The 21,561-nt window shown below is 69.8% G+C and carries 19 protein-coding genes and 1 pseudogene; 8 read left to right on the top strand and 12 right to left on the bottom strand.

Features of this window, described 5'->3' with window-relative positions; translation table 11 throughout:
- Window positions 1-22: 22 nt before the first annotated feature.
- The 7 genes and pseudogenes from ACSDQ9_RS12990 to clpS all read right to left on the bottom strand — a co-directional run.
- Window positions 23-511, bottom strand: a pseudogene (locus ACSDQ9_RS12990) (dihydrofolate reductase); the annotation flags it as partial.
- Window positions 512-548: 37 nt separating this feature from the next.
- Entirely contained in the window at window positions 549-1,343 is a 795-nt protein-coding gene (locus tag ACSDQ9_RS12985; protein ID WP_435147679.1) for a thymidylate synthase, read from the bottom strand.
- 3 nt (window positions 1,344-1,346) lie between these two features.
- Window positions 1,347-1,964 carry an RdgB/HAM1 family non-canonical purine NTP pyrophosphatase gene (gene rdgB, locus ACSDQ9_RS12980; protein ID WP_435147880.1) on the bottom strand — a complete coding sequence of 206 codons (618 nt, stop codon included), beginning with the start codon at window positions 1,962-1,964 and terminating at the stop codon, window positions 1,347-1,349.
- A 56-nt stretch (window positions 1,965-2,020) separates the two neighbouring features.
- On the bottom strand, window positions 2,021-2,755 hold the full coding sequence (gene rph, locus ACSDQ9_RS12975; RefSeq protein WP_435147677.1) for a ribonuclease PH: 735 nt from the start codon (window positions 2,753-2,755) through the stop codon (window positions 2,021-2,023).
- 206 nt (window positions 2,756-2,961) lie between these two features.
- Window positions 2,962-3,762 (bottom strand): glutamate racemase, encoded by an 801-nt coding sequence (gene murI / locus ACSDQ9_RS12970; protein WP_435147675.1) that lies wholly within the window; start codon window positions 3,760-3,762, stop codon window positions 2,962-2,964.
- A 10-nt stretch (window positions 3,763-3,772) separates the two neighbouring features.
- Window positions 3,773-4,369 carry a DUF2017 domain-containing protein gene (locus ACSDQ9_RS12965; RefSeq protein WP_435147673.1) on the bottom strand — a complete coding sequence of 199 codons (597 nt, stop codon included), beginning with the start codon at window positions 4,367-4,369 and terminating at the stop codon, window positions 3,773-3,775.
- A 1-nt stretch (window position 4,370) separates the two neighbouring features.
- Window positions 4,371-4,670, bottom strand: coding sequence for an ATP-dependent Clp protease adapter ClpS (gene clpS / locus ACSDQ9_RS12960; RefSeq protein WP_435147671.1), 300 nt, complete (start codon window positions 4,668-4,670; stop codon window positions 4,371-4,373).
- Between the two features lie 57 nt (window positions 4,671-4,727).
- On the opposite strand from clpS, the gene ACSDQ9_RS12955 reads away from it, so the two are divergent.
- The 3 genes from ACSDQ9_RS12955 to ACSDQ9_RS12945 are packed head-to-tail and all read left to right on the top strand — an operon-like array spanning window position 4,728 to window position 7,475.
- Window positions 4,728-6,089, top strand: coding sequence for a nicotinate phosphoribosyltransferase (locus tag ACSDQ9_RS12955; RefSeq protein WP_435147669.1), 1,362 nt, complete (start codon window positions 4,728-4,730; stop codon window positions 6,087-6,089).
- A complete protein-coding gene (locus tag ACSDQ9_RS12950) occupies window positions 6,086-6,667 on the top strand; it encodes an isochorismatase family protein (protein ID WP_435147878.1) in 582 nt (193 codons plus the stop codon). The genes ACSDQ9_RS12955 and ACSDQ9_RS12950 overlap by 4 nt, the downstream gene beginning before the upstream one ends.
- A complete protein-coding gene (locus ACSDQ9_RS12945; protein WP_435147667.1) occupies window positions 6,642-7,475 on the top strand; it encodes a carbon-nitrogen hydrolase family protein in 834 nt (277 codons plus the stop codon). Before ACSDQ9_RS12950 ends, ACSDQ9_RS12945 begins: the two co-directional genes overlap by 26 nt.
- 31 nt (window positions 7,476-7,506) lie before the next feature.
- On the opposite strand, the gene ACSDQ9_RS12940 is transcribed toward ACSDQ9_RS12945, so the two are convergent.
- Window positions 7,507-8,631 carry a hypothetical protein gene (locus ACSDQ9_RS12940; RefSeq protein WP_435147665.1) on the bottom strand — a complete coding sequence of 375 codons (1,125 nt, stop codon included), beginning with the start codon at window positions 8,629-8,631 and terminating at the stop codon, window positions 7,507-7,509.
- A 158-nt stretch (window positions 8,632-8,789) separates the two neighbouring features.
- On the opposite strand from ACSDQ9_RS12940, the gene ACSDQ9_RS12935 reads away from it, so the two are divergent.
- Entirely contained in the window at window positions 8,790-10,103 is a 1,314-nt protein-coding gene (locus tag ACSDQ9_RS12935) for an HNH endonuclease signature motif containing protein (protein WP_435147663.1), read from the top strand.
- A 3-nt stretch (window positions 10,104-10,106) separates the two neighbouring features.
- Here the strand turns inward: ACSDQ9_RS12935 and ACSDQ9_RS12930 are convergent, their stop codons facing one another.
- From ACSDQ9_RS12930 to ACSDQ9_RS12915, 4 genes are read right to left on the bottom strand one after another with little or no spacing between them, the layout of a single operon-like run.
- Entirely contained in the window at window positions 10,107-11,414 is a 1,308-nt protein-coding gene (locus tag ACSDQ9_RS12930; RefSeq protein WP_435147661.1) for an MFS transporter, read from the bottom strand.
- Window positions 11,414-12,589 carry an aminotransferase class I/II-fold pyridoxal phosphate-dependent enzyme gene (locus ACSDQ9_RS12925; RefSeq protein WP_435147659.1) on the bottom strand — a complete coding sequence of 392 codons (1,176 nt, stop codon included), beginning with the start codon at window positions 12,587-12,589 and terminating at the stop codon, window positions 11,414-11,416. The genes ACSDQ9_RS12930 and ACSDQ9_RS12925 overlap by 1 nt, the downstream gene beginning before the upstream one ends.
- Window positions 12,590-12,615: 26 nt before the next feature.
- A complete protein-coding gene (gene malQ, locus ACSDQ9_RS12920; RefSeq protein WP_435147657.1) occupies window positions 12,616-14,772 on the bottom strand; it encodes a 4-alpha-glucanotransferase in 2,157 nt (718 codons plus the stop codon).
- A 10-nt stretch (window positions 14,773-14,782) separates the two neighbouring features.
- The gene (locus ACSDQ9_RS12915; protein ID WP_435147655.1) at window positions 14,783-15,616 is read right to left on the bottom strand and encodes an RDD family protein; all 834 of its coding nucleotides are present in this window, start codon (window positions 15,614-15,616) and stop codon (window positions 14,783-14,785) included.
- A gap of 162 nt (window positions 15,617-15,778) precedes the next feature.
- Between ACSDQ9_RS12915 and ACSDQ9_RS12910 the strand changes: the two genes are divergently transcribed.
- The 4 genes from ACSDQ9_RS12910 to ACSDQ9_RS12895 all read left to right on the top strand — a co-directional run bounded on the left by ACSDQ9_RS12910 (window position 15,779) and on the right by ACSDQ9_RS12895 (window position 21,541).
- On the top strand, window positions 15,779-16,933 hold the full coding sequence (locus ACSDQ9_RS12910; protein ID WP_435147653.1) for a serine/threonine-protein kinase: 1,155 nt from the start codon (window positions 15,779-15,781) through the stop codon (window positions 16,931-16,933).
- Window positions 16,934-17,118: 185 nt separating this feature from the next.
- Window positions 17,119-19,788, top strand: coding sequence for a putative bifunctional diguanylate cyclase/phosphodiesterase (locus ACSDQ9_RS12905; RefSeq protein ID WP_435147651.1), 2,670 nt, complete (start codon window positions 17,119-17,121; stop codon window positions 19,786-19,788).
- Between the two features lie 26 nt (window positions 19,789-19,814).
- The gene (locus ACSDQ9_RS12900) at window positions 19,815-21,263 is read left to right on the top strand and encodes a glycosyltransferase family 2 protein (RefSeq protein ID WP_435147649.1); all 1,449 of its coding nucleotides are present in this window, start codon (window positions 19,815-19,817) and stop codon (window positions 21,261-21,263) included.
- Window positions 21,260-21,541 (top strand): hypothetical protein, encoded by a 282-nt coding sequence (locus tag ACSDQ9_RS12895; RefSeq protein ID WP_435147647.1) that lies wholly within the window; start codon window positions 21,260-21,262, stop codon window positions 21,539-21,541. Before ACSDQ9_RS12900 ends, ACSDQ9_RS12895 begins: the two co-directional genes overlap by 4 nt.
- Window positions 21,542-21,561: the final 20 nt, after the last annotated feature.

Here is a 21,561-nt window from a genome sequence, read left to right as displayed (position 1 = left end):
GGTCGGTGTGGGTGACGGGGGCGTAGCGGACGAAGTCGAAGCCCTCTTGCGGGTCGCGGCTCAGTTCGGCCCAGTCGGCCTCGGTCACCTCGGGGAACAGCGCGTCACCCTCGGGCGACTGGTGCACCTCGGTGATGTCCAGGCCGGTCACCAGGTTCATCGACTGGGCGTAGATCTGCGCGCCACCGGCGACGAAGATGGTGTTGTCGCGGGCGTGCATGCGGTCGGTTCGAGCCGTCTCGATGGCCTCCTCGATCGAGTTGGCCACCATCACGCGGGTGGCACCCTGCCCCTTCGGCGGCCGCCAGTCGGGGTTGCGGGTGACCACGATGGTGGTGCGATTGGGCAGCGGACGCCCGATCTGCTCGAAGGTCTCGCGGCCCATCACCAGGAAGTTCCCGATGGTGCGCTCCTTGAACCGGGCCCAGTCCTCGGGCAGGTGCCACGGAATCTTGGGTCCGTTCCCGATCACCTGGTTCTCGGCAACGGCGGCAATGCTGATGATCTGCATCGGTCTCCTCGGGGACGGTCTCGGACGGCGATCGGACTCAGACGGCGATCGGGGCGGGTATCGCGGGATGCGGGTCGTACCCGACCACCTCGATGTCGGCCAGCGTGAAGGCGTCGATCTCGGTGACCTCGGGGTTCAGCCGCAGCGTCGGCAGGGGGCGGAACTCCCTGGTCAGTTGCAGCTTGGCCTGGTCGAGGTGGTTCACGTACAGGTGCGCATCACCAAGAGTGTGGACGAAGTCGCCGACCTCGAGCCCCGCCACCTGAGCAATGAGATGGGTCAACAGGGCGTAGGAGGCGATGTTGAACGGCACCCCGAGAAAGACGTCGGCCGACCGCTGGTACAGCTGGCAGCTGAGCCGGCCGTCGACCACGTAGAACTGCATGAAGGCGTGGCACGGGGGCAGCGCCATCTCGTCCAACTGACCCACGTTCCACGCGCTGACGATGTGCCGGCGCGAGTCGGGATTCGTCCGCAACCCCTCGATCAGGGCCGCGATCTGGTCGATGTGGCCACCGTCGGGGTCGGGCCACGACCGCCACTGGTAGCCGTACACCGGCCCCAGTTCGCCCGAGGCGTCGGCCCACTCGTCCCAGATGGAGATCTTGTTCTCGTGCAGCCAGGCGATGTTGGTGTCACCGCGCAGGAACCACAGCAACTCACCGAACACCGAGCGGGTGTGCACCTTCTTGGTGGTCAGCAGCGGAAAGCCGGCGCGCAGGTCGAAGCGCATCTGGTGGCCGAAGACGCTGAGCGTTCCGGTGCCGGTGCGGTCGGACTTCGCCACCCCCTGGTCGAGGATGAGCCGCACCAGGTCGTGGTACTGCTGCACCGGTCAGGCCCCCGTCGTGGCGGTGACGGTCTCGACCACCTTCGGCAGGATCAGGCGCAGCGCCTGCCCGCGGTGGGAGCGTTCGTCCTTGTCAGCGGGGTCGAGCTGGGCCGCGGTGCCCTTGGCGTCGGCCGGCGCGAAGATCGGGTCGTAGCCGAATCCCTCCGAGCCGGTCGGCTCGGCGGTGATCCGCCCCGGCCACTCCCCGCGCACCACGTGCTCGGTCAGCTCACCATCGGACGAGGGCACCACCAGCGCCATCGCCGACACGAACCTGGCGCCCCGATCGGCCTCGTCGACGTCGTCGATCTGGCGCAGCAGCAGTTCGAGGTTCTCCTCGTCGGTGGCCTCGGGGCCGGCCCAGCGAGCGGAGCGGATGCCGGGCATCCCGTTGAGTGCGTCGACCTCGAGACCCGAGTCGTCGGCCAGGGCCGGCAACCCGTGCTCGGCCGCCGCGGCGCGCGCCTTGATCAGGGCGTTCTCCTCGAAGGTCTTGCCCGTCTCCCGCGGCACCCGGCTGTTCGGCAGGTCGGCGAGGCCGAGCACCGTCGCCTCGACCTGCAGTTCCTCGAGCAGTCGCTGCATCTCGACGAGCTTCTTCGGATTGTGCGTGGCCAACACCAGGGCGGGACCAGCGGGTCGCACCACGTCGGCCAACCAGCCGTGCTGTTCGTCGTTCACTGGTCAGTCCTTCCGAGTGCAGTCTCCTGCAGGTGTTTGAGTTCGGCGCAGCCCTTCAACCCGAGGTCGAGCAGGGCGTTGAGTTCGTCGCGGTCGAACGGGTCACCCTCGGCGGTGCCCTGCACCTCGATGAAGCGACCGCTGCCCGAGACGACCAGGTTCAGGTCGGTGTCGGCCCGGGAGTCCTCGGTGTAGGCGAGGTCGAGCATCGGGGTGCCGTCGACGATGCCGACGCTGACCGCCTGCACGGAATCCTTGAGCGGCTCGCCCTTGAGGGCACCGCGGGCACGCAGCCACTCGACGGCGTCGGCCAAGGCCACGTAGGCGCCGGTGATCGAGGCGGTGCGGGTGCCGCCATCGGCCTGCAGCACGTCGCAGTCCAGCTGAATGGTGTTCTCGCCCAGGGCGCGCGTGTCGACGATGGCGCGCAGGGATCGTCCGATCAGGCGGCTGATCTCGTGGGTGCGCCCACCGATCTTGCCGCGCACCGACTCGCGATCGGAGCGGTCGTGGGTGGCACGGGGCAGCATCGCGTACTCGGCGGTGACCCAGCCCTCCCCGGTCCCCTTGCGCCAGCGGGGCACGCCCTCGGTGACCGAGGCGGCGACCAGCACGCGGGTCTTGCCGAACTCCACGAGCACCGAACCCTCGGCATGGTCGAGCCACCGCCGGGTGATGGTCACGGGTCGAAGGTGGTCTGCGCTGCGTCCATCGACGCGGGTGTCGGCCATGCCGAACACCCTACTGACTCAGCGCGGGCACTGGCACCGATCGGCCTCGGGCACTCCGACCAGGGCCTGCTCGATGTGTTCGCCGCAGCCCTGCCAGGTCGGCTTGCCGCAGGTGGCGCAGGTGACGCGTGAGCACATGGTTCCTCCAGAAGTAGTTTTGGGTGTCGTTCGTGAATCGGCGCCCAGCCTACTGCGGGTTGTTCGGCTCAGCCGATGTGCACCCGGATGACCTCGTCGACGAAGCCGCCGGTGAGCCGCGAGGCGATCCCCGAGAACCGCTCCTCGTCGCCCGTGGTGAGGAACAACCGCTGCGCCGGACGACCGGCCTCGCTGAGCAGGTCGGCCGCCGCCAGCGCCGCATAGGCCTGCTCGGCGGTCTCGGTGGCGCTGGAGACCAGGCTCACCGACCCGCGCAGCACGTAGTTGATGACGCCCGACAGCAGCGGATAGTGGGTGCAGCCCAGGATCAGCGTGTCGACTCCGGCGGCCTGCACGGGGGCGAGGTAATCGCGAGCGACCGACAGCAGCTCGTCACCGCCGGTGATGCCGGCCTCGACGAACTCCACGAAACGCGGGCAGACCTGGGTGGTGAGCGAGATCTGCGGGGCCACGGCCAGGGCGTCGTCGTAGGCGCGCGAGGTGGCAGTGGCGCGCGTGCAGATCACCCCGACCCGCTGGTTGCGGGTGGTGGCCGCGGCGCGGCGGGCGGCCGGCAGCACCACCTCGACGATGGGCACGTCGTAGCGCTCGCGGGCATCGCGCAGCACCGCCGCCGACGCCGTGTTGCACGCGATCACCAGCAGTTTCACGCCGTGCGCGACCAGCCGGTCGAGACACTGCAGCGCGTACTCGCGCACCTCGGCGATCGGACGAGGCCCGTACGGCGCGCGGGCGGTGTCACCGAGGTAAACCATGTCTTCGTGCGGCAGCAGGTCGACGATGCTGCGGGCGACGGTCAGCCCGCCGAAGCCGGAATCGAAGACGCCGATGGGGGCGCGCGCGCTCATTGAGACATCCTCACGGGGCCATCGTCTCGAGCAGCGATTCCAGCATCCAGCCGAGCCACGCGTAGTAGTGGTGCACGACGGCGCGCGGGTCGTCGTCCGGCAGTTGGGCGGCCTCGTCGGCGCTGATCTCGTCGGTGATCCCGAGCAGCACCGACAGCACCAGCCGCAGGTTGTTGAGGGTGCGCAGCCAGTCCTGCTGGTGGTCGGCGGGAATGCGCACCCGACCCGACGACGACAGGTGCTCCAGGTCGTCGAGCACCCGCCGGCACTCAGCGATCTTGCGGCGGCGCTCGTCGGCCTGGGTGAACCTGCGGAAGTCGTAGGCGGCCTCGGGATCATCGGTGTAGGCGGCCGGGAACAGCCGCGCGGTGATCGGGTCGGGGTCGGTGAAGTCCTCGTCCTCGATCGACTCGGCCTCCGAGAACGATGCCTCCCAGGCACCGAACGGGTCGTCCTCGGTGTGCGAGCCGGGGTCGGCGGGGGTCGGGTGGGGTTGGTCGTGCTCGAGCACGTCGAGCAACTGCTGCACCAGATTGGGCAGCAGTTCGTCCTCGGCGCCTTCGAGCACGAGCACGGTCTGCACCCCCTTGCGCGTGAACCGGCCCACCTCAGTTCCTGTCCACGGTGGCCCACAGGCCGAATCCGTGCATGGCGGCGACGTCGCGCTCCATCTCTTCGCGGGTGCCGTGGCTGACCGCGGCCTTGCCCTCGTTGTGCACCTGCAACATCAGTTCCTCGGACTTCTCGCGGGTGTAGCTGAAGTAGGTGGCGAACACGTGGGCAACGTAGCTCATCAGGTTGACCGGGTCGTCCCAGACGAGCGTCACCCACCCCGGTTCGAGCTGGCCAGTCGGACTGGTCTGCTCGACGGTCGCGGTGCCACCGGCCGGCGTGACGGGAACAGACATGCCCCCAGTATGGCCGACCGCCCGGGCAGCGGGCCGCAGCCCCATAAGCTGGCGGGCATGACCACAGCGTTGCTCACCGACCACTACGAGCTGACGATGGTGCGGGCGGCCCTGGCGCACGGCACGGCCTCGCGGCACGGGGTGTTCGAGCTGTTCGGCCGGCGACTGCCCGAGGGGCGTCGCTACGGCGTGGTGGCCGGCGTCGGTCGGGCCCTGCGTGCCCTGGAGGAGTTCCGCTTCGACGACGAGTCGGTCGACTGGCTGGTGCGCACCGGGGTGGCCAACGACGAGCTGGCCGAGTGGCTGTCGGCCTACCGGTTCGCGGGCAACATCTGGGGCTACCCCGAGGGCGAGATCTACTTCCCCGGCTCGCCCCTGCTGGTGGTCGAGGGCAGCTTCGCCGAGGCCTGCATTCTCGAGACCCTGTTCCTGTCGATCTACAACCACGACTCTGCGATCGCCTCGGCGGCCAGCCGGATGACGTCGATGGCCGAGCAGCGCCCCGTGATCGAGATGGGATCGCGGCGCACCCACGAGTGGAGCGCCGTCGCCGCCGCCCGCGCGGCCCACATCGCCGGCTTCGCCTCGACCTCGAACCTGGAGGCCGGGCGTCTGTGGGGGGTGCCGACGGCCGGCACCGCGGCGCACAGCTTCACCCTGCTGCACGACTCCGAGGACGACGCCTTCCGCGCCCAGCTCGCCGCGCTCGGCGAGCAGACGACGCTGCTGGTCGACACCTACGACGTGGAACGGGCCGTCCGGTCTGGGGTGGAGTTGACCGGCGGACGACTCGGCGCCGTGCGGCTCGACTCGGGCGACCTCGCCATCGCGGCCCGCGAGGTCCGTGACCTGCTGGACGACCTGGGCGCCGAGAAGACCCGCATCATCGTCACCTCCGATCTCGACGAATGGCAGATCGCCGCCCTGCGGGGTGCGCCGGTCGACGGTTACGGCGTCGGCACCTCCGTGGTGACCGGCTCGGGACACCCGACCTGTGGCTTCGTCTACAAGCTGGTGGCGAGAGCGGATTCGTCCGACCCCTCGGCCCCCCTGCAACCGGTGGCGAAGAAGTCGACCAACAAGGGCAGCGTCGGCGGTCGCAAGTTCGCGCTGCGCCGACTCGGCGCCGACGGCCACGCGGAGGCCGAGGTGGTGGGCATCGATGCCACCCCGGCCGACGACGGCAACGACCGCCCGCTGCTGGTCGAGCTCGTGCGCGGTGGCGAGGTGGTCGGCCACGAGGACATCTCGGTCGCCCGGGAGCGGCACGCGCGGGCGCGCGCGGAACTGCCGCGCTCGGCCCTGCGCATCTCGAAGGGCGAACCGGCCATTCCCACGATCATGCTCGACGCCGACGGCGATGCCGCCCCCAATCCGTACGACCGCACCCCACCCGAGACGCACCACCAGAAGGACTGACCATGACCAAGCGAGCCCTCATCGTCGTCGACGTGCAGCCCGACTTCTGCGAGGCGGGAGCCCTGCCGGTCACCGGCGGCGATGCCGTCGCCGACCGGATCGCCGACCTGCTCGATTCCGAGCACGGCTACGACCTGGTGGTGGCCACGCGCGACCAGCACATCGACCCGGGGCCGCACTTCTCGGACGAGCCCGACTTCGTCGACTCCTGGCCGCCCCACTGCGTGGTGGGCACGCCCGGTGCCGAGTTCCACCCCGACCTCGACCCGCGCGGGTTTGCCGCCGTCTTCGACAAGGGGGCCCACGCGGCCGCCTACTCGGGCTTCGAGGGCACGGTGGGCGGAGAGGAGCACGGCGAGTCGCTGGAGGCCTTCCTGCGGCGGCACGACGTCACCGAGGTGGATGTCTGCGGGCTTGCCTACGACTACTGCGTGAAGGCGACGGCGATCGACGCTGCCGCCGTGGGCTTCCGCACCCGCGTGCTGGTCGACCTGACCGCCTCGGTGCATCCCGAGAACGACGACGCGCTGGGCGAGGAACTGGTGAGCCTCGGTGTCGACACCCACACCGCCCACTGACGCGCTCGGTCTGGGGGTCGCACAGTTCTCCCCCACCGACGACGAGGCCACGAACCGGTCGGAGATCGAGCGGTTGGCCAGGCTGGCCGTGGGCCGCGGCGCCTCGCTCGTGGTCTTCCCCGAGTACTCGAACTGGTTCACCCGCGACCTCGGGCCCAAGTGGCGCGACCATGCCGAGGGCGAGGACGGCACGTTCGTCCGATTCCTGGGTCGACTCGCGGACGACCTGGGCGCCCACCTGGTTGCCGGCCTGATCGGCGAACCGACCGAACCCGGCTCTGACAAGGTCGGCAATCTGGTCGTCGCCGTGGCGCCTGGGGCGGGTGTGGTGGCCCGCTACCGCAAGGTGCACCTCTACGACGCCTTCGGCGGTCGCGAATCGGAATGGATCGAGCCGGGGCCGATCGGCGACCCGGTCGTGTTCACCGTGGCGGGGTTCCGGGTGGGACTGCAGACCTGCTACGACCTGCGCTTCCCCGAGGTCACACGCTGGTTGGTCGACGCCGGCGCCGAGGTGGTGGCGATGCCGGCGGAGTGGGTGCGAGGCCCGCTGAAGGAGGCGCATTGGCGCACCCTGGTGACGGCCCGGGCGCTCGAGAACACGGTGTGGGTGGCGGCCGCCGACCATGCTCCGACCGTCGGCGTCGGGCAGTCGATGATCGTCGACCCGATGGGAGTTGCGGTGGCGACGGTGGGTGAGGAAGCGTCCGGGGTGGCGCTGGCGTGGCTGACCCGCGACCGCCTCGAGGGGGTGCGTCGGATGAACCCGTCTCTGCAGTTGCGACGGTTCCGGGTGGTGCCGCGCTGAGGGGTGCGCCCTCGACGCAGCTGCCATTGGCTCAGGTCATGACGTCGTCGTCGGCAGCGTCGTCCACCTGACTTTCGCCCTCAGGGGCATCGTCGTCCCGTGCCTTCTTGCCCTTGCGCCGCAGGACTGAACCGACGGCACCGACCCCCTTGCCGGCCACACCCTTCACGGCCGAACCGGTCTTCTTGGCCGCGGTGACGGCGCGGGCCTCGTCCGGAACACCGTCTGCGTCCAGGTCGACCGATCGGAACACGTTGACGGCCTCGACCGCCTTGCTGCGAACCTTGCCGCCGAACTCGCTGGCGCCCTGAGCGGCCATCGACATCGCCTGGCTGGCCCGCGACGGTTCGCTGGTATCCGGATCTGGCTTTTCGAAGTTCGCGAGAGACGGCGGGAACTGCTCAGGAGTCTCAGGGAAGGCAATCCGGGAGGCCTTGACGACATCGCGTCCGAACGTGAAGCTGCCCACGCCCCCGATCACGGCACCCACACCGAACGGCAATGCCTTCCCCAAGGTGCCCGCTCCCAGCTTGCCGCCCTCCTTCAGACCCTGCTTCGCAATCACGATGCCGAGTGGGCCCAAGGCGGTGTCTGGCACCTGAGTGGTGAGAGCCTCTCCCCAGCCCTTGGGCAGTGTCGCTTCGAGCATGGCTGTGGCGGTGTCGCGCGCAGCCGCAACGTTGCCTGCTCCGGCCGCGCCCATCACCACCTTCTGGATGGCGCTCTGGGACTTCTCCCCGAGGAGCATGCCGATCACCAGCGGTCGAGATCGTGCCGCGTCGGTGACCTCGATCCCATGCAGTTCGGTCACGGCCAGCACGAACAGTGCACTCGTTTCGTAGAAGAACAGGAGGTCGGCGGCTCCGAGCCCGAGCGCCAGCGGGATTCCGACACCAGGGATGGCCGCGGAGGCCCCCACGCCGGTGCTGGCAACGGTGACTGCGGTCACGTACCGCTTCTCGAGCTCAGTGAGAATCTCGCTCGGAGTGGCCTCAGGCTTGTCCCTCCGCAGGGACATCAAGTACTGCAGCACAGCGGGTCGTTGCACCGAGATCGCCTGGTAGATCATGGCTTGGACGCCACTCGCCTCCGTCTCGTGGAGTGAATCCGCCCTGGCCACGGTGAGGTCTTTCCCCTGACCCTCTTCCTCTGTCATGGCCGACACACTAGACGGACGATCTGACATTTCGGGGCATGCACTGCCCACGTTCAGCAATCACCCCTGGTTGCCTGAACAATCCGGCTGCCGCCATCGCGCCTGGTTGCCAGGGTGCGGACATGAAAATTGTCAGAGTCGGTTCGTAGCGTGGGGTCATGGACGAACTCGAGCGCGCGGCTGGTCTGGACTTGACCGGTCTTGACCACGGTGAGCGCTGGGCTGCGCGCACGAGTCGGGCGTCGGAGTTGGCGGCGGAGCTGTGCCAGGTGCAGGCCGATCTGGTGGCGTTCACTCAGGAGTTGATCGCCTCGTCCGGTTGGGCGGGCGACGGCGTCCGGTCGCCGGAGCATTGGCTGCAGGTGTACACCAACCTGGGCCACGCCCAGGCCCGGCAGTTGGTGCGGGTCGCGGAACGCGCCGCCGACCTCGCGCCCGTGACGGATCGGATGAGGGTGGGCACGATCAGCCTGGACCAGGCCGCCGTGATCTCCCGACACCTGCCCGCCGATTCTCCGGTGGAGACGATGGAGCAGGTGGCCCACCTCGCCGAAGCGGTCACCTGCACCCAATTGGCCCGCGTCGTCGCCAGCTACCACTTCGACCGCACCCGAGCCCCGCACGAGGAAACCCGCGACAAGCCCGAACACCGCCCCGCGACCCTGACCGTTCACCGCGGTGCGGACCGGTACCGACTCGTCTACGACTGTGACCTCGCCGACGGCGCCCTCGTCGACCAGGCCCTGCGCGAGGGCAAGGACGCCCTGTTCACGGCCGGCAACCCAGACGCCACCCTCGCCGATGGCCTGCTCGAAGCCTGCCGCCGATCCCTCGAGAGCGTGAGCAGCGAGGGCCGTCGTGACCAGTACCGCATCCTCGTCCACCTCGACACCGCGGGCCACGGCTGGCTCGGACGAACCGGCGCCCTGCCCGACACCATCACCCGACTTTTGAGCTGCGACGGACGGGTGTCCCCGGTGTGGGAGACCGAAGGCACTCCCGTCAGGATGGGACGCAGCCGCCGCATCGTGCCGCGTCGCGTCCGTGGACTCGTCGAGGACCGCGACCGTGGCTGCCGTTACCCCGGCTGTGCCGCGACCGGGTTCCTCGAGAACCATCACCTGGTGCATTGGCGAGACGGTGGTCCCACCGATCCCGACAACCTGATCAGCCTGTGCCCCCACCACCACCGTGAGCACCACCGGGGGCGGTTCGTGATCACGGGCACCCCCACCCGACCCGACGGTCTGGTCTTCATCACCACCTGGGGGCGGCCCATCTCCCGACCAGCCGTCGCTCGCCCGGCGACCACTCGCCCCGACATCAACCGGAATGGCGCTCAGCGCGCCCGGGCTGTGCATCCTCACCGGTTGGCGCCCCGCCGCACCGCACTCCGCGGCGAACGGCTCGATCTGGGCTCCATCAACCTCAACCCCGAGAACCACCAACCCCGTCTGCACCGACGGGAGTGATAGTCAGGCTGCCGCGACCGCCGGCTCGGACTCGTCCTCGTGGGTGGTCACCCACCACCGCGCCGCCACCACGAGGCCGATCGCCAACAGCGCCGAGGTCAGCACGAACGGCAGAATCCGGTCCAGACTCGACAGCCAGCCGCTGATCCAGCCGAACGGAGCCGTGACCAGCATCACGGCCGTGCGCTGGATCGCCATCACGCGCGAGCGCTCCGTGCGGTCGACGTGCAGGGCCACCAGCGACTCGGCGAGCATGAACAGCATCCCGGCGCCGAAGGCGTCCAGCACCAGGCAGACGGCCAACCACAGATAGGTGGCGAGGGTGGCCCCGCCCTGGGCTGCGGTGGCAGGGAGGGCGACGGTCGCCACCACCAGCGTGACCTGCCCGGCCAGATAGACCGCGAACCCCAGCACGGTGGGCAGCCGCAGGTGCTTGGCGTGGGTCAGCAGCGGAATCAGCGTGAACGAGAACAGCACCGACAACAACGAGCGCGCCATCGGGAAGAACGGCAACAGCGCGTCCCGCACGCCGAAGCGCTGGTTGATGACCACCTGCCAGAACGTGCCGGTGATCAACGTCACCGCCGACACCAGGGCGGCGATGGTCAGCGAGAACAGCGTCCCCTTCGACCGCACGATGAGCCCCAGCACGCTGCGGTAACCCCACAGCGACCGCCAGATGCTCGTGCCCCGGGTCTCGGCCATCCGCAGTCGTCCGACGGCGGTCTCGGTCGTGAATCGGTAGAGCAGCCAGATCTTGATCGCCATGATCACGAAGGCATTCAGGTACAGGATGCGCACCGCCGTCTCGAGCCCGCGGTCGGCCACCAGCCAGGCGGCGATCGGGGCGAACAGTGACGAGAACTCCGCCGCGACCTTGACCAACGTGTACAGGCGCGGAATCTGGTCGCGATTCACGTCCTCGACCAGCAGGCAGTCCCACGAGTTCTGCGTCACCTGCCAGACACCGTTGACCAACGACGCCACCAGGAACCACCAGAAGTTCTGCGCCAGCGCCCAGATCAGGCACGGGATCGCCCACGCGATGACGTCGAACACGGCGGTGGTGACGCGTCGTCCGAGCTTGTCGGTGATCACCCCGCTGAGCAGCCCGAACACCATCTGCGACAGCATCGAGACGGTCGCCAACAACCCGATCTGGGTGTCGTGCACGCCCAGCGCCAGCATGTAGACCGACGCGTACGGCAACACCAACTGCACCGACAGCCCCCACATGGGCTCGGTGTAGATCGCGGCCCGGCCGTTCCCGCGCAGGTGCAGCAGGGTGGCGACCATGGGGTTGCGGGCCATCACCACCCCGCCCGCAGCGTCGCCAACCGACGCGCCCCTTCGGCCAGGGCGGCGTCGGTCTTGCAGAAGGCGAATCGGACGAGCCCCCGCACTCGCGGCCGCTCGTCCGGTTGGACGAAGGCCGTCACCGGCACCGCCACCACGCCGGCCCGGTGCGGCAGGTCTCGGCAGAAGGCGTCGCCGTCGCCGCCCGCGCGCGCACCGATGTCGGCAACCGCGAAGTAGCCGGCGGCAGGCACCGCCACGTCGAAACCGGCCTCGGTGAGCGCCCGACAGAGCAGGTCCCGACGTGCCGTCAGCTCGCGCACCGACTGTGCGAAGCGCTCCCGGGGCAGACCAAGTCCCAGCGCCACGGCCGGCTGGAACGGCGCGCCACCGGAGAAACTCAGGTACTGCTTCACCGCGACGACGGCCGTCACCAGCTGCGCCGGGCCGGACACCCAGCCCACCTTCCAGCCGGTCACCGAGAAGGTCTTGCCGCCACTGGAGATGGTGATCGTCCGCTCGAAGGCCCCCGGCAGACACGCCACCGGCACATGCTCGCCGACCATCACGAGATGCTCATAGACCTCGTCGGTGACGATCAGGGCGTCGTGGCGGTGCGCGAGTTCGACCACCAGCGAGAGCAGGTCGCGGTCGAACACCGTGCCGGTGGGATTGTGCGGGGTGTTCACGAGAATGATGCGCGTGCGATCGGTGACGGCGGACCGCAGCTCGTCCGGGTCGGGTTGCCAGGTCGGAAACCGCAACGGCACCGGCACCAGCACTCCCCCGGCGTGCGCCACGACGGCGGCGTAGGCGTCGTAGGTCGGTGAGAAGCAGACGACCTCGTCACCCTCACGCACGTGGGCGAGCAGGGCCGCGGCCAGGGCCTCCGTGGCCCCCGCGGTGACAGCGATCTGGGTCTCGGGGTCGAGCTCGAGGCCGTACCAGGTGCGCTGGTGCTCGGCGATCGCGACCCTCAAGGTGGCCGAGCCGATGCCCGGCGGGTACTGGTTGAGCCCGGCGGCGATGGCCTCGCGGGCCGCCTCCAACACCTCGTCGGGGCCCTGGTAGTCCGGGGCGCCCTGCCCCAGGTTCACCGCGCCGGTGCGTGCCGCCAGCGCCGACATCTCGGCGAAGATCGTCTGCCGCACACTGCCGTCGGACGACAACAGACCCGCTCCGGCGAGCATGCGCTGCCACGGGGCAGGTGAGGAGGTCAGCGCGGCCCCCAGGGTGCGGGCACGGCGTGGAAACCGTTCAGCACGGCCGCCACGCGCATGGCGCGCTCGGAGCAGTACACGTCCTCGAGCAGCATCGGCTCGCCGTCGGGCCCCGACAGCGGCACCCGCCAGTTGGGGTACTCGTCGATGGTGCCCGGCTGGTTCTGCGTGAGCCGATCGCCGACCGCATCGGTGAGCGCTACGTTGAGCACCCGCGCCGGGGTGTCCAGCAGGAAGCGGTGCATGCCCAGCACGGTGGCCTCGACGTCGTCGATGCCCTCCTCGGGCCGGATCAACCCCAGATCATGCAGGTAGCTCAGCAGGCGCCGCTGCTCGTCCTCGTTGTGGGCGAGTTCGTCGTCCAGCGACTCGGTGAGTAGACCCAACTCGTGGCGCAGGCGCACGTGGTCGCCGGCCAGGTAGCCGGTGGTGGGCGGCAGGTCGTGGGTGGTCACCGAGGCGAGGCAGTACTCACGCCACTCCTGGGGCGACAGGGGGCTGCCGTCGTCGTGGTTCTCGAACCACAGCACGGACGTGCCCAGCAGACCGCGCCGGGACAGGTAGTCGCGCACCCAGGGTTCCACGGTGCCGAGGTCCTCCCCGATCACCAGCGCACCGGCCCGGTAGGCCTCGAGCGCCAGAATGCCGATCAGCGCCTCGTGGTCGTAGCGCACGTAGGCGCCGTCCTTCGGCGACCCACCCTGCGGAACCCACCACAACCGGAACAGGCCGATGATGTGGTCGATGCGCACCCCGCCGGCGTGCCGCAGGATGCCGGCCACCAGTTCGCGGAAGGGCGCGTAGGCGAGGTCGGCGAGGCGATCGGGTCGCCACGGCGGCTGCCCCCAGTCCTGACCCGACTGGTTGAACTGATCGGGCGGGGCCCCCACCGTGACCCCCTGCGCGAACACGTCGGCGAGCCGCCAGGTGTCGGCACCGGCGGCGCTGACACCGACCGCGAGGTCCTGGATGAGCCCGAGCGCCATGCCGGCGTCCTTGGCGGACTGGTGGGCCAGCGAGACCTGGTGCTCACAGTTCCACTGCAGCCACTCGAAGAACCGCACCCGGTCGGCGTGCTCGCGGGCGAACGCGGCCACCTCCGGCGACGTCGGACGACGCAACTCCTCGGGCCACTGCCGCCAGTCGGGGCCGTGCACCTCGTAGAGCGCCGACCACACGGCGAAGTCGCGCAGGGATCGGCCCTCGCGGCGCAGGAACCCCTCGAAGGCCATCTGACGGGCGGGCGGCAGACCCACCTCGTAGAGGATCTCGAGGGCGCGCAGCTTGGCCGACATCGCCTCGTTGCGCATGATCTGGTCGGCACCACCGACCTCGGCGACCAGGTCGGCCCGCAGGGACTCGATCTGGTCGCGAGTGGCGTCGTCCACGCCGGCGAACTCGGGAATCGCCTCGGGGCGCAGGTAGATCGGGTTGATGTAGGTGCGGCTCGACGGCAGGTACGGCGAGGGCTCCATGGGGGCAACCGGCTGGGCCGCGTGCAGCGGATTCACCAGCACGTAGTCGGCGTAGGTCTGCGTGCGCGCCCAGGTGCCCAGATCGGCCAGGTCAACCAGATCGCCGACCCCCCACGAGCGCGACGAGCGCACGCTGTACAACTGCGTGGCATAACCCCACACCCGCTTGTCACCGAGGCTGCGGGGGAAGCCGACGAAGGTCGGGGTGACGATCAGCGCCGACTCGTGCTCGCGGCCCTCGTTGAACAGCACCAGCCGGTGGTAGCCCAGCGGCAGGTCGGCGGGCAGCATGAAACTGGCCTCGCCGGTCCACACCCCGTCGACCTCGCGGTCGGGCTGGTCGTTGGTGACCTGCCCGAGCGGGATCAGCCGACCGTCTTCCGTGCGGACGCTGACGCCGGCCCCGCTGCCCCCGGGAACGTGCACGTCGACGACGCGGGTCTGGCCCTGCTCGACGACGACGCACGGCGGCAGGGCCCGTCGCCACGGACGTTGCCTGACCTCGTCCGCGGCCGCGGCGGCCTGCTCGGGAGTGGAGGCGTCCACCCCGAGGGCACCGAGAATGGTGACGACGGCGGAATCGCTGATCTGGGTGTGTCGTCCCTTCCAGTCCCAGAACTCGGTGGCGATACCGAAGTGGGCGGCCAGATCGTCGAGGGCAGCATTGTCCAGTGGCACGCCGACCAGCCTAGGACGTGCTGACGACCTGCGTGCGCGCAAACCGATCCTGCAGCGCCTGGCATCGGGGTTTCTGCAGCGACCACAGGCAGGCGATCAGCGTCGCGACACCGATCGAGATGTCCACCAAGGCGGTGCCGCCGACCGTGAGGGCCCGCAGCAGCGCCGACCCCCAACCGATGCGCTGGTGCCCGCGTCCGACCGGGACGATGCGCAACCCCAACGCCAGCTTGCCCAGCGTGCGCGACGTGAGCCCGACCATCAGCAACTGGTAGGCGAACATCACCGCCACCCAGATCAGGGCGATGGCGGCCACCGGCCCCTGGATCTTCTCGGCCAGTTCGAGCTGGTTGGGAATGACTCCCTTGGAAGCCTCCGCGGACACGATGTCGACGTAGCGGCGCACCCACGGCCACGCCAACGGGATCGCGATCGCCGACACCGCGATGCCGTCGAGCAGTCGGGCCAGCAGCCGCTGGCCGAAGCTCGCCAGCGGCACACCGTCATCGGTGACAGGCCTGATCAGGGCCAGCGAGTTCTGGCCCCGGGTCGGGTGCCCCGGTCCCTGCGCCCGCCCGACAGCGTGGGGCGACTGGCCTGCCGCCGACTGCTGCGGGGTCTGCGCCTGGGCGTCGCCCACGGGAGCGGCCGGTCGTCCCAACCCCGCCGACCACCGCTCGTCCGGCTGGGGATCGCGCACGTTGTGGGTCCAGCGGGTGCCCTCCCAGTAGCGCTCCTGGGCGGGATCGGTCGGGTCGGGGTACCAGCCCATGGGGGGAAGCGACGCCCCGGGGCCCGTCGAGGGACGCTGAGCGTCGGGGTTGGCGCCTGCAGTCTCGTTCACCCCACCAGTCTAGGGAACCGTCCCACCCCACCCGCTCGTCCCAAGCCCGGTCTTCCGGCGCGGGGCCGCAGACGATACCGTCTCGACAGACAGGCTCCTCTCACGGTCTTCTCAGATCAGCCGGGCAGACTGCACACTGCAAGCACTTTCCCGGGAAGGCGTATGGACAGGATCGGTCGCTACCGTCTGACGCAGCGCATTGGCGCTGGGTCTTTCGCGACCGTCTACAAGGGTCACGACGACGATCTCGACGTTCCCGTCGCCATCAAGGTGTTGTCGGCGAACTGGGCCCAGAACGCCGATGTGCGCCGCCGATTCGTCGCCGAGGCCCGCTTGCTGCGCCGCATTCGTGACGAACGCATCGTGCGCGTCTACGACATCGGCGACACCCCCGACGGCCTGCCGTACTTCGTCATGGACTATGCCGACGGCGGCACCATGGACAACCTTCGCAAGCACCTGACCACCCCCGGACGAGCCCTGCGCCTGTGCGCGGAGGCCTCGCGGGCGCTCGAGGTGCTGCACCGCCACAACCAGATCCACCGCGACGTCACCCCGGGCAACGTGCTGCTCACGCATTCCGCGGCCGGCGTGCGCGTGATGCTGGCCGACCTGGGGGTCTCGGAATCGCTGGTCGACAAGTTCGGGGCGTCCACCACCGCGGGCACCCCGGCGTTCATGGCGATCGAGCAGGCCACCGGCGCTCCGCTCGACCACCGCAGTGACATCTATTCGATGGCCGCCGTCACCTATTCCCTGCTGACCGGCCACGCACCTTTCCCCATCCGCACCCTGGAAGACCTGCTCGGCCGCAACCCCGCCATCGGTCCGCCGCCGGTCTCCGACCGGATCGGTGCGCCGCTGGAACTCGACGCGCTGCTCGCCGATGCGCTCTCCCCCGACCCCAGCCGTCGTCCGCAGTCTGCGGAGCAGTTCGCCACCGCCCTCGACGCCATCGCCGACCTGATGCCCGGCGGCGACACCTACGTGCCGCTGCCCCTGGAGGGTGGCGGACGAGGCGCGACCCTGCCCCCCACCACGGCCGGCCACGCGGTGCCGAACGCGCCGCTGCCGTCGAGCGACGGCGACTGGGCGTCGAGTTCCCACCGCAGTTTCCGCTCGGTCGACGACCTCAACACGGTGGCCCCGCGCAATGAGACCCCGGCCTCGATGCTCGAGCAGTACCTGGGTCGCGGCCGATACCAACCGGCGCCCGTCAAGGAACGCCATTCCTGGGGTTATTACGCCACCATTGCCGGCATCCTCGTGGTCGTTTTCGTGATCGTCCTCTTCCTGACGATCACCTACCTCACCTGACACCTCGTTCGACCGACCGGGCGTTTTCGGTTTGACGCCCCGGGCCGCTACGCTCGTGCCCGGGGGGAACGTTTGCATTGTCAGCGTTGCCAGATCCAGCAGGTACCCCGGGGGTGGGGACATGCCGACGACACGGGAAGGTCAGCATGTCGGTGTTCCGCCGTTGCGTGGTCATGCTGTGTGCCGTGGCCGCTGCCTTCCTGGTGTCGTGGTTCCTGCTGGGCACGAAGACCCATGTTCCCGAGGCTCCGCTGCTGGCCGCGACGATGTTGTGGACGCTGGTGGCGCGCTCGGTCGGGGAACGGGTGGCGGCCCCACTGGTGGGCGGTCTGACCACCCTGCTCGGCACCCACGCGCTCGGTGACTCCCTCGCCACCGCCACCCTCTCGGGGTTGGCCGTGGCCTGCGGGGCCGTCGTCGCCCGACTCGTCGTCGACGTCGTGGCCCGCCTGCAGAACCGGCGCACCCGACTCGCGAGTGGCCGCCTGATCGACGAGCCGACCGCCACCTCGGTCGGTCCCGATCCGGCGCGGCTGTTGAACCTGCGGGACTGCGCCCGACTGGCCCTGGGCGTCTTCCCAGGTGCGCTGGTGAGCGCCGCGGTGCACACGCTCGCCTTCCTGGCCGACCCCGACCACGGGTTTCGTCCGGGCGACGTGGTCGTCTGGGTGGTCGACGCCCTGACCACCTGCGTCGGGCTGATCGGGCCCACCCTGGCCGTGCGCTGGGCCGTGCTGGGGCGCCGTGGCCACCGGGCGGTCGTCGGCACCAGCCCGTGGCCCTCGCCTGCGGAGACCATCACCGTGCTGGTGTTGTCGGCCTTGGCCCAGTGGGCCGTGTTCGGCTCGGGCAGCACGTTGCCCATCGGCTACGCCACCCTCGTGCTCGTGGTCTGGTCGGGCCTGCGCCTGCCGCAGGCCGCCGCCGCCCTGCACGGCGTGGGCATGGGTCTGAGCGTCTACTTCTTCGCCCGCCGCAACGTGCCCGGCCCGTTCACCATGGTGCTCGACCCGTCGGTGCGCACCATCGCGATCGACGGCTACATCCTGATGGCGACCTCGCTGGCCACCCTGGTCTCGATCGCCACCGGCGAGCGCCGCGCCCTGGTGACCTCCTTGAACGAATCGATGGCCGTCGCCAGCGCCAAGGCCGAGGCGGCCGAGCGGTTGTTCGTCGACGCCCCCCACAGCAACGTGTTGCTCTCCCCCGACGGCACCGTGCTGCGCACCAATGCCGCCTTCGCGTCGATGTTCCGCTCGAACCCGCAGGACCTGATCGGCAGCCACGTCAGCGACCTGCCCGACGACCAGGCCGAGCACCTGCAGTGGCAGTTGGCTTCGGCGATGGCCAACCCGGGGCAACTCGTCCGGGGTGAATGGACGATTCGCGACGAGGGTGCCGAGCCGATCTACACCTCGTTCAGCGCCCGCATGCTGCCGGAGTACGACGACGGACGAGACGTCGCCCTGGTCAACCTCGTCGACATCTCCGACCGCCACCGCTACGAGGAGCGGCTCGCGCACATGGCCGAGCACGACGCCCTCACGGGCCTCGCGAACCGGCGGCGTTTCGATCGGGCGCTGGCCGAGCACCTCGACCAGTGCGAGCGCTACGGGCCGTCCGGGGCGTTGGTGCTGCTCGACCTCGACAACTTCAAGGACGTCAACGACACCCTCGGCCACAACGCCGGCGACGAGGTGATCGTCACGGCCGCCCAGTTGCTGCGCCGGAGCATGCGCACCACCGACCTGGTGGCCCGCATCGGGGGCGACGAGTTCGCCGTGCTGCTGCCGCGCGCCGACGACGCGGAGGCGGCCGAGGTCGCCAACCGGATCGTCGGCAGCATCGGCGAGTGGTCGTCGACCCTCGACGGGGTGCACCGCCGGGTCAGCGCCAGCGCCGGGGTCGTCACCTTCGCGGCCGCCGAGAAACTCTCCTCGGAGCCCTTCGCGCTCGCCGACATGATGATGTACGACGCCAAGGAGGCCGGCCGCAACCAGATCGCCGTGCTCGACGACAGCCATACCCGTCAACCCCGCACGGGTGCCCGGATGGCGTGGCGTTCCCGCATCGAGCGGGCCCTCGAGAACGACGACTTCGACCTGCACCTGCAGCCGATCCTGCACCTGGCCACCAATCGGGTGACCACCGCCGAGGCGCTGCTGCGCCTGACCGACGCCATCGAACCCGTGCTGCCCGGCCGGTTCATGTACATCGTCGAGAAGGCCGGCATGTCGGCCGACGTCGACGCCTGGGTGATCCGGCGGGCCACCGAGATGCTGGCTCGACTGCGGGCCGTCGACCCCACCTTCGTGCTCGAGGTCAACGTGAGCGCCCAGTCGTTGGGTGCCCCCCGCCTCGAGGCCGCCCTCGACGAGGCGCTGGATCGCACCGGCGTCGACCCGTGCGCGCTCATCCTCGAGGTGACCGAGACCGCGGCCGTCGCCGACGTCGAGGTCGCCCGCGACTTCGCCCGCCGGATCGCCGGGCGCGGGGTGCGCTTCGCCCTGGACGACTTCGGCGCCGGCTTCGGCTCGTACTACTACCTCAAGCACTTGGACCTCGACCTGATCAAGATCGACGGCGAGTTCGTGTCCAACGTGCACTCCTCGCGCATCGACCAGTCGGTGGTGCGCTCGATCGTCGGGGTGGCCAAAGACCTCGGCAAGCAGACCGTCGCCGAGTTCGTCGACCAGCAGGCAACGCTCGAGACCGTGCGCCAGCTCGGGGTCGACCACGCCCAGGGCTACCTGATCGGACGACCCGTCCCCGAGTCCGACTTCATGGAGCAGTGGCTGACCCGGCCGGCCTCCCCCTCGTCACCCGTCACCGTTCCCGCCCAGGAAGCCCCATGAACCGAAGCCGCCCCCCACACCATCGGATGACCCGCAACCTGATGAACCGCGGCGTCGGTCTCGTCGTGATCGGCATCGCCCTGGCGGTCGGCGCCCTGGTGTGGATCGGTCTCGCCCTGTCGAGCCCCACGCTGCGGGAGGCACCCGACAGCCGCCTGCTGTTCGGCATCTGGCGCATCTTCTACGCCAACCAGGCCCCCGCGGTGGGGGTGATCCTCGCCGCGATCGCGATCGCGCTGCTGGCCGGCGCCATCGTCGCCATCGTCGAGGGCGTCATCGCCACCCGGTACCGCCGGTCACTGCAGCCCGAGACGCTGCCGCTGGCGCCTCGTCCGGTGATGGACGACACCCGCGGCGTCTTCCACGGCGAGGTGACGGTGACCGTGCTGATCCCGGCGCACAACGAGCAGGAGCGGATCGCCGACACCCTCGCCTCGCTGCGGGCCCAACAGAGTCCGCCGGAGCGGATCATCGTGGTCGCCGACAACTGCACCGACCGCACGGTCGAGCTGGCGCGCGCGGCGGGCGTCGAGGTCATCGAGACCGTCGCGAACCAGCACAAGAAGGCCGGCGGGCTCAACCAGGCGCTGGCCCGGGTGCTGCCCGACCAGGGCGAGAACGACGCGGTGATGATCATGGACGCCGACACCGTGCTGGTGCCCGGCTACCTCGCCGAGGCCAAGCGACGCATGACCGCCGACCGGGCCCTGATGGCCGTCGGTGGGCTGTTCTTCGGTGAGCCCGGCTCGGGGTGGATCGGGCAGTACCAGCGCAACGAGTTCACCCGCTACAGCCGCGAGATCCAACGGCGGCGCGGCCGCGTGTACGTGCTCACCGGCACGGCTTCGGTCTTCCGACCCCGCGCGCTGCGCACCGTCGCCGCCAGCCGCGGTTCGCTGCTGCCGGGGCGGTCCGGCGACGTCTACGACACCGCTGCCCTCACCGAGGACAACGAGCTGACCATCGCCCTGAAGTCGCTGGGCGCCCTGATGATCTCGCCGGCGGAGTGCGGAGTGGTCACCGAGGTGATGCCGACCTACCGCGCGCTGTGGGCGCAGCGGCTGCGCTGGCAGCGGGGCGCCCTGGAGAACATCGGCGCCTACGGTCTCACCCCGCAGACCTTCCGGTACTGGGCCCAGCAGTTCGGCCTCGGGTACGGCGTCGTGGCCCTGTTCAGCTACTTCGCGCTGATGGCGCTGATGCTGGTGTCGATGGACACCTTCGTCTGGTTCCCGTTCTGGGTGTTGGTGGGGCTGCTGTTCTCGGTCGAACGCACCGTCACCGCCTGGCGCGGCGGCTGGCGCGCCCGGCTGGTGGCCGTGCTCGTGTTCCCGGAGCTGTGGTACTCGGCGTTCCTGAACACGGTCTTCCTCAAGGGCATCTGCGACATCGCCCTCGGGCGCAAGGCCACCTGGCAACACGTGCACCGCACGGACGACGGACGCGTCAGCGTCGTGGGAGGAGACCACTCATGATTCCCCCGTTCCTGATCCACCCGCTCTTGATTCCCCCGCTCTTGATTCCCCTGGGCATTCTGCTGCCCCAGGAGATTCTCGACTCGGTCTGGTTCGGGGTGTTGTCGACCTTCGTGTCGATCAACACCGTGATGTTCCTGTCGATGGCGATCGTCAAGATGCTCCCCCGACTGCACCCGGACGAGCTGCTGCCGCGGCGCCACACCCGATCCGAGACGAGGTCGATCCATCCCGACCACCAGGAGTCGGGCAGGCCGGTGGGCGCCAGCTCGCGCTGAGCCTGTCGTCTGGCGTCCGA

The sequence above is a fragment of the Aestuariimicrobium soli genome (genome assembly GCF_051192575.1).
GTDB classification, from domain to species: Bacteria; Actinomycetota; Actinomycetes; order Propionibacteriales; family Propionibacteriaceae; genus Aestuariimicrobium; species Aestuariimicrobium soli.
This window is presented reverse-complemented; position numbering and strand designations above follow the sequence as displayed.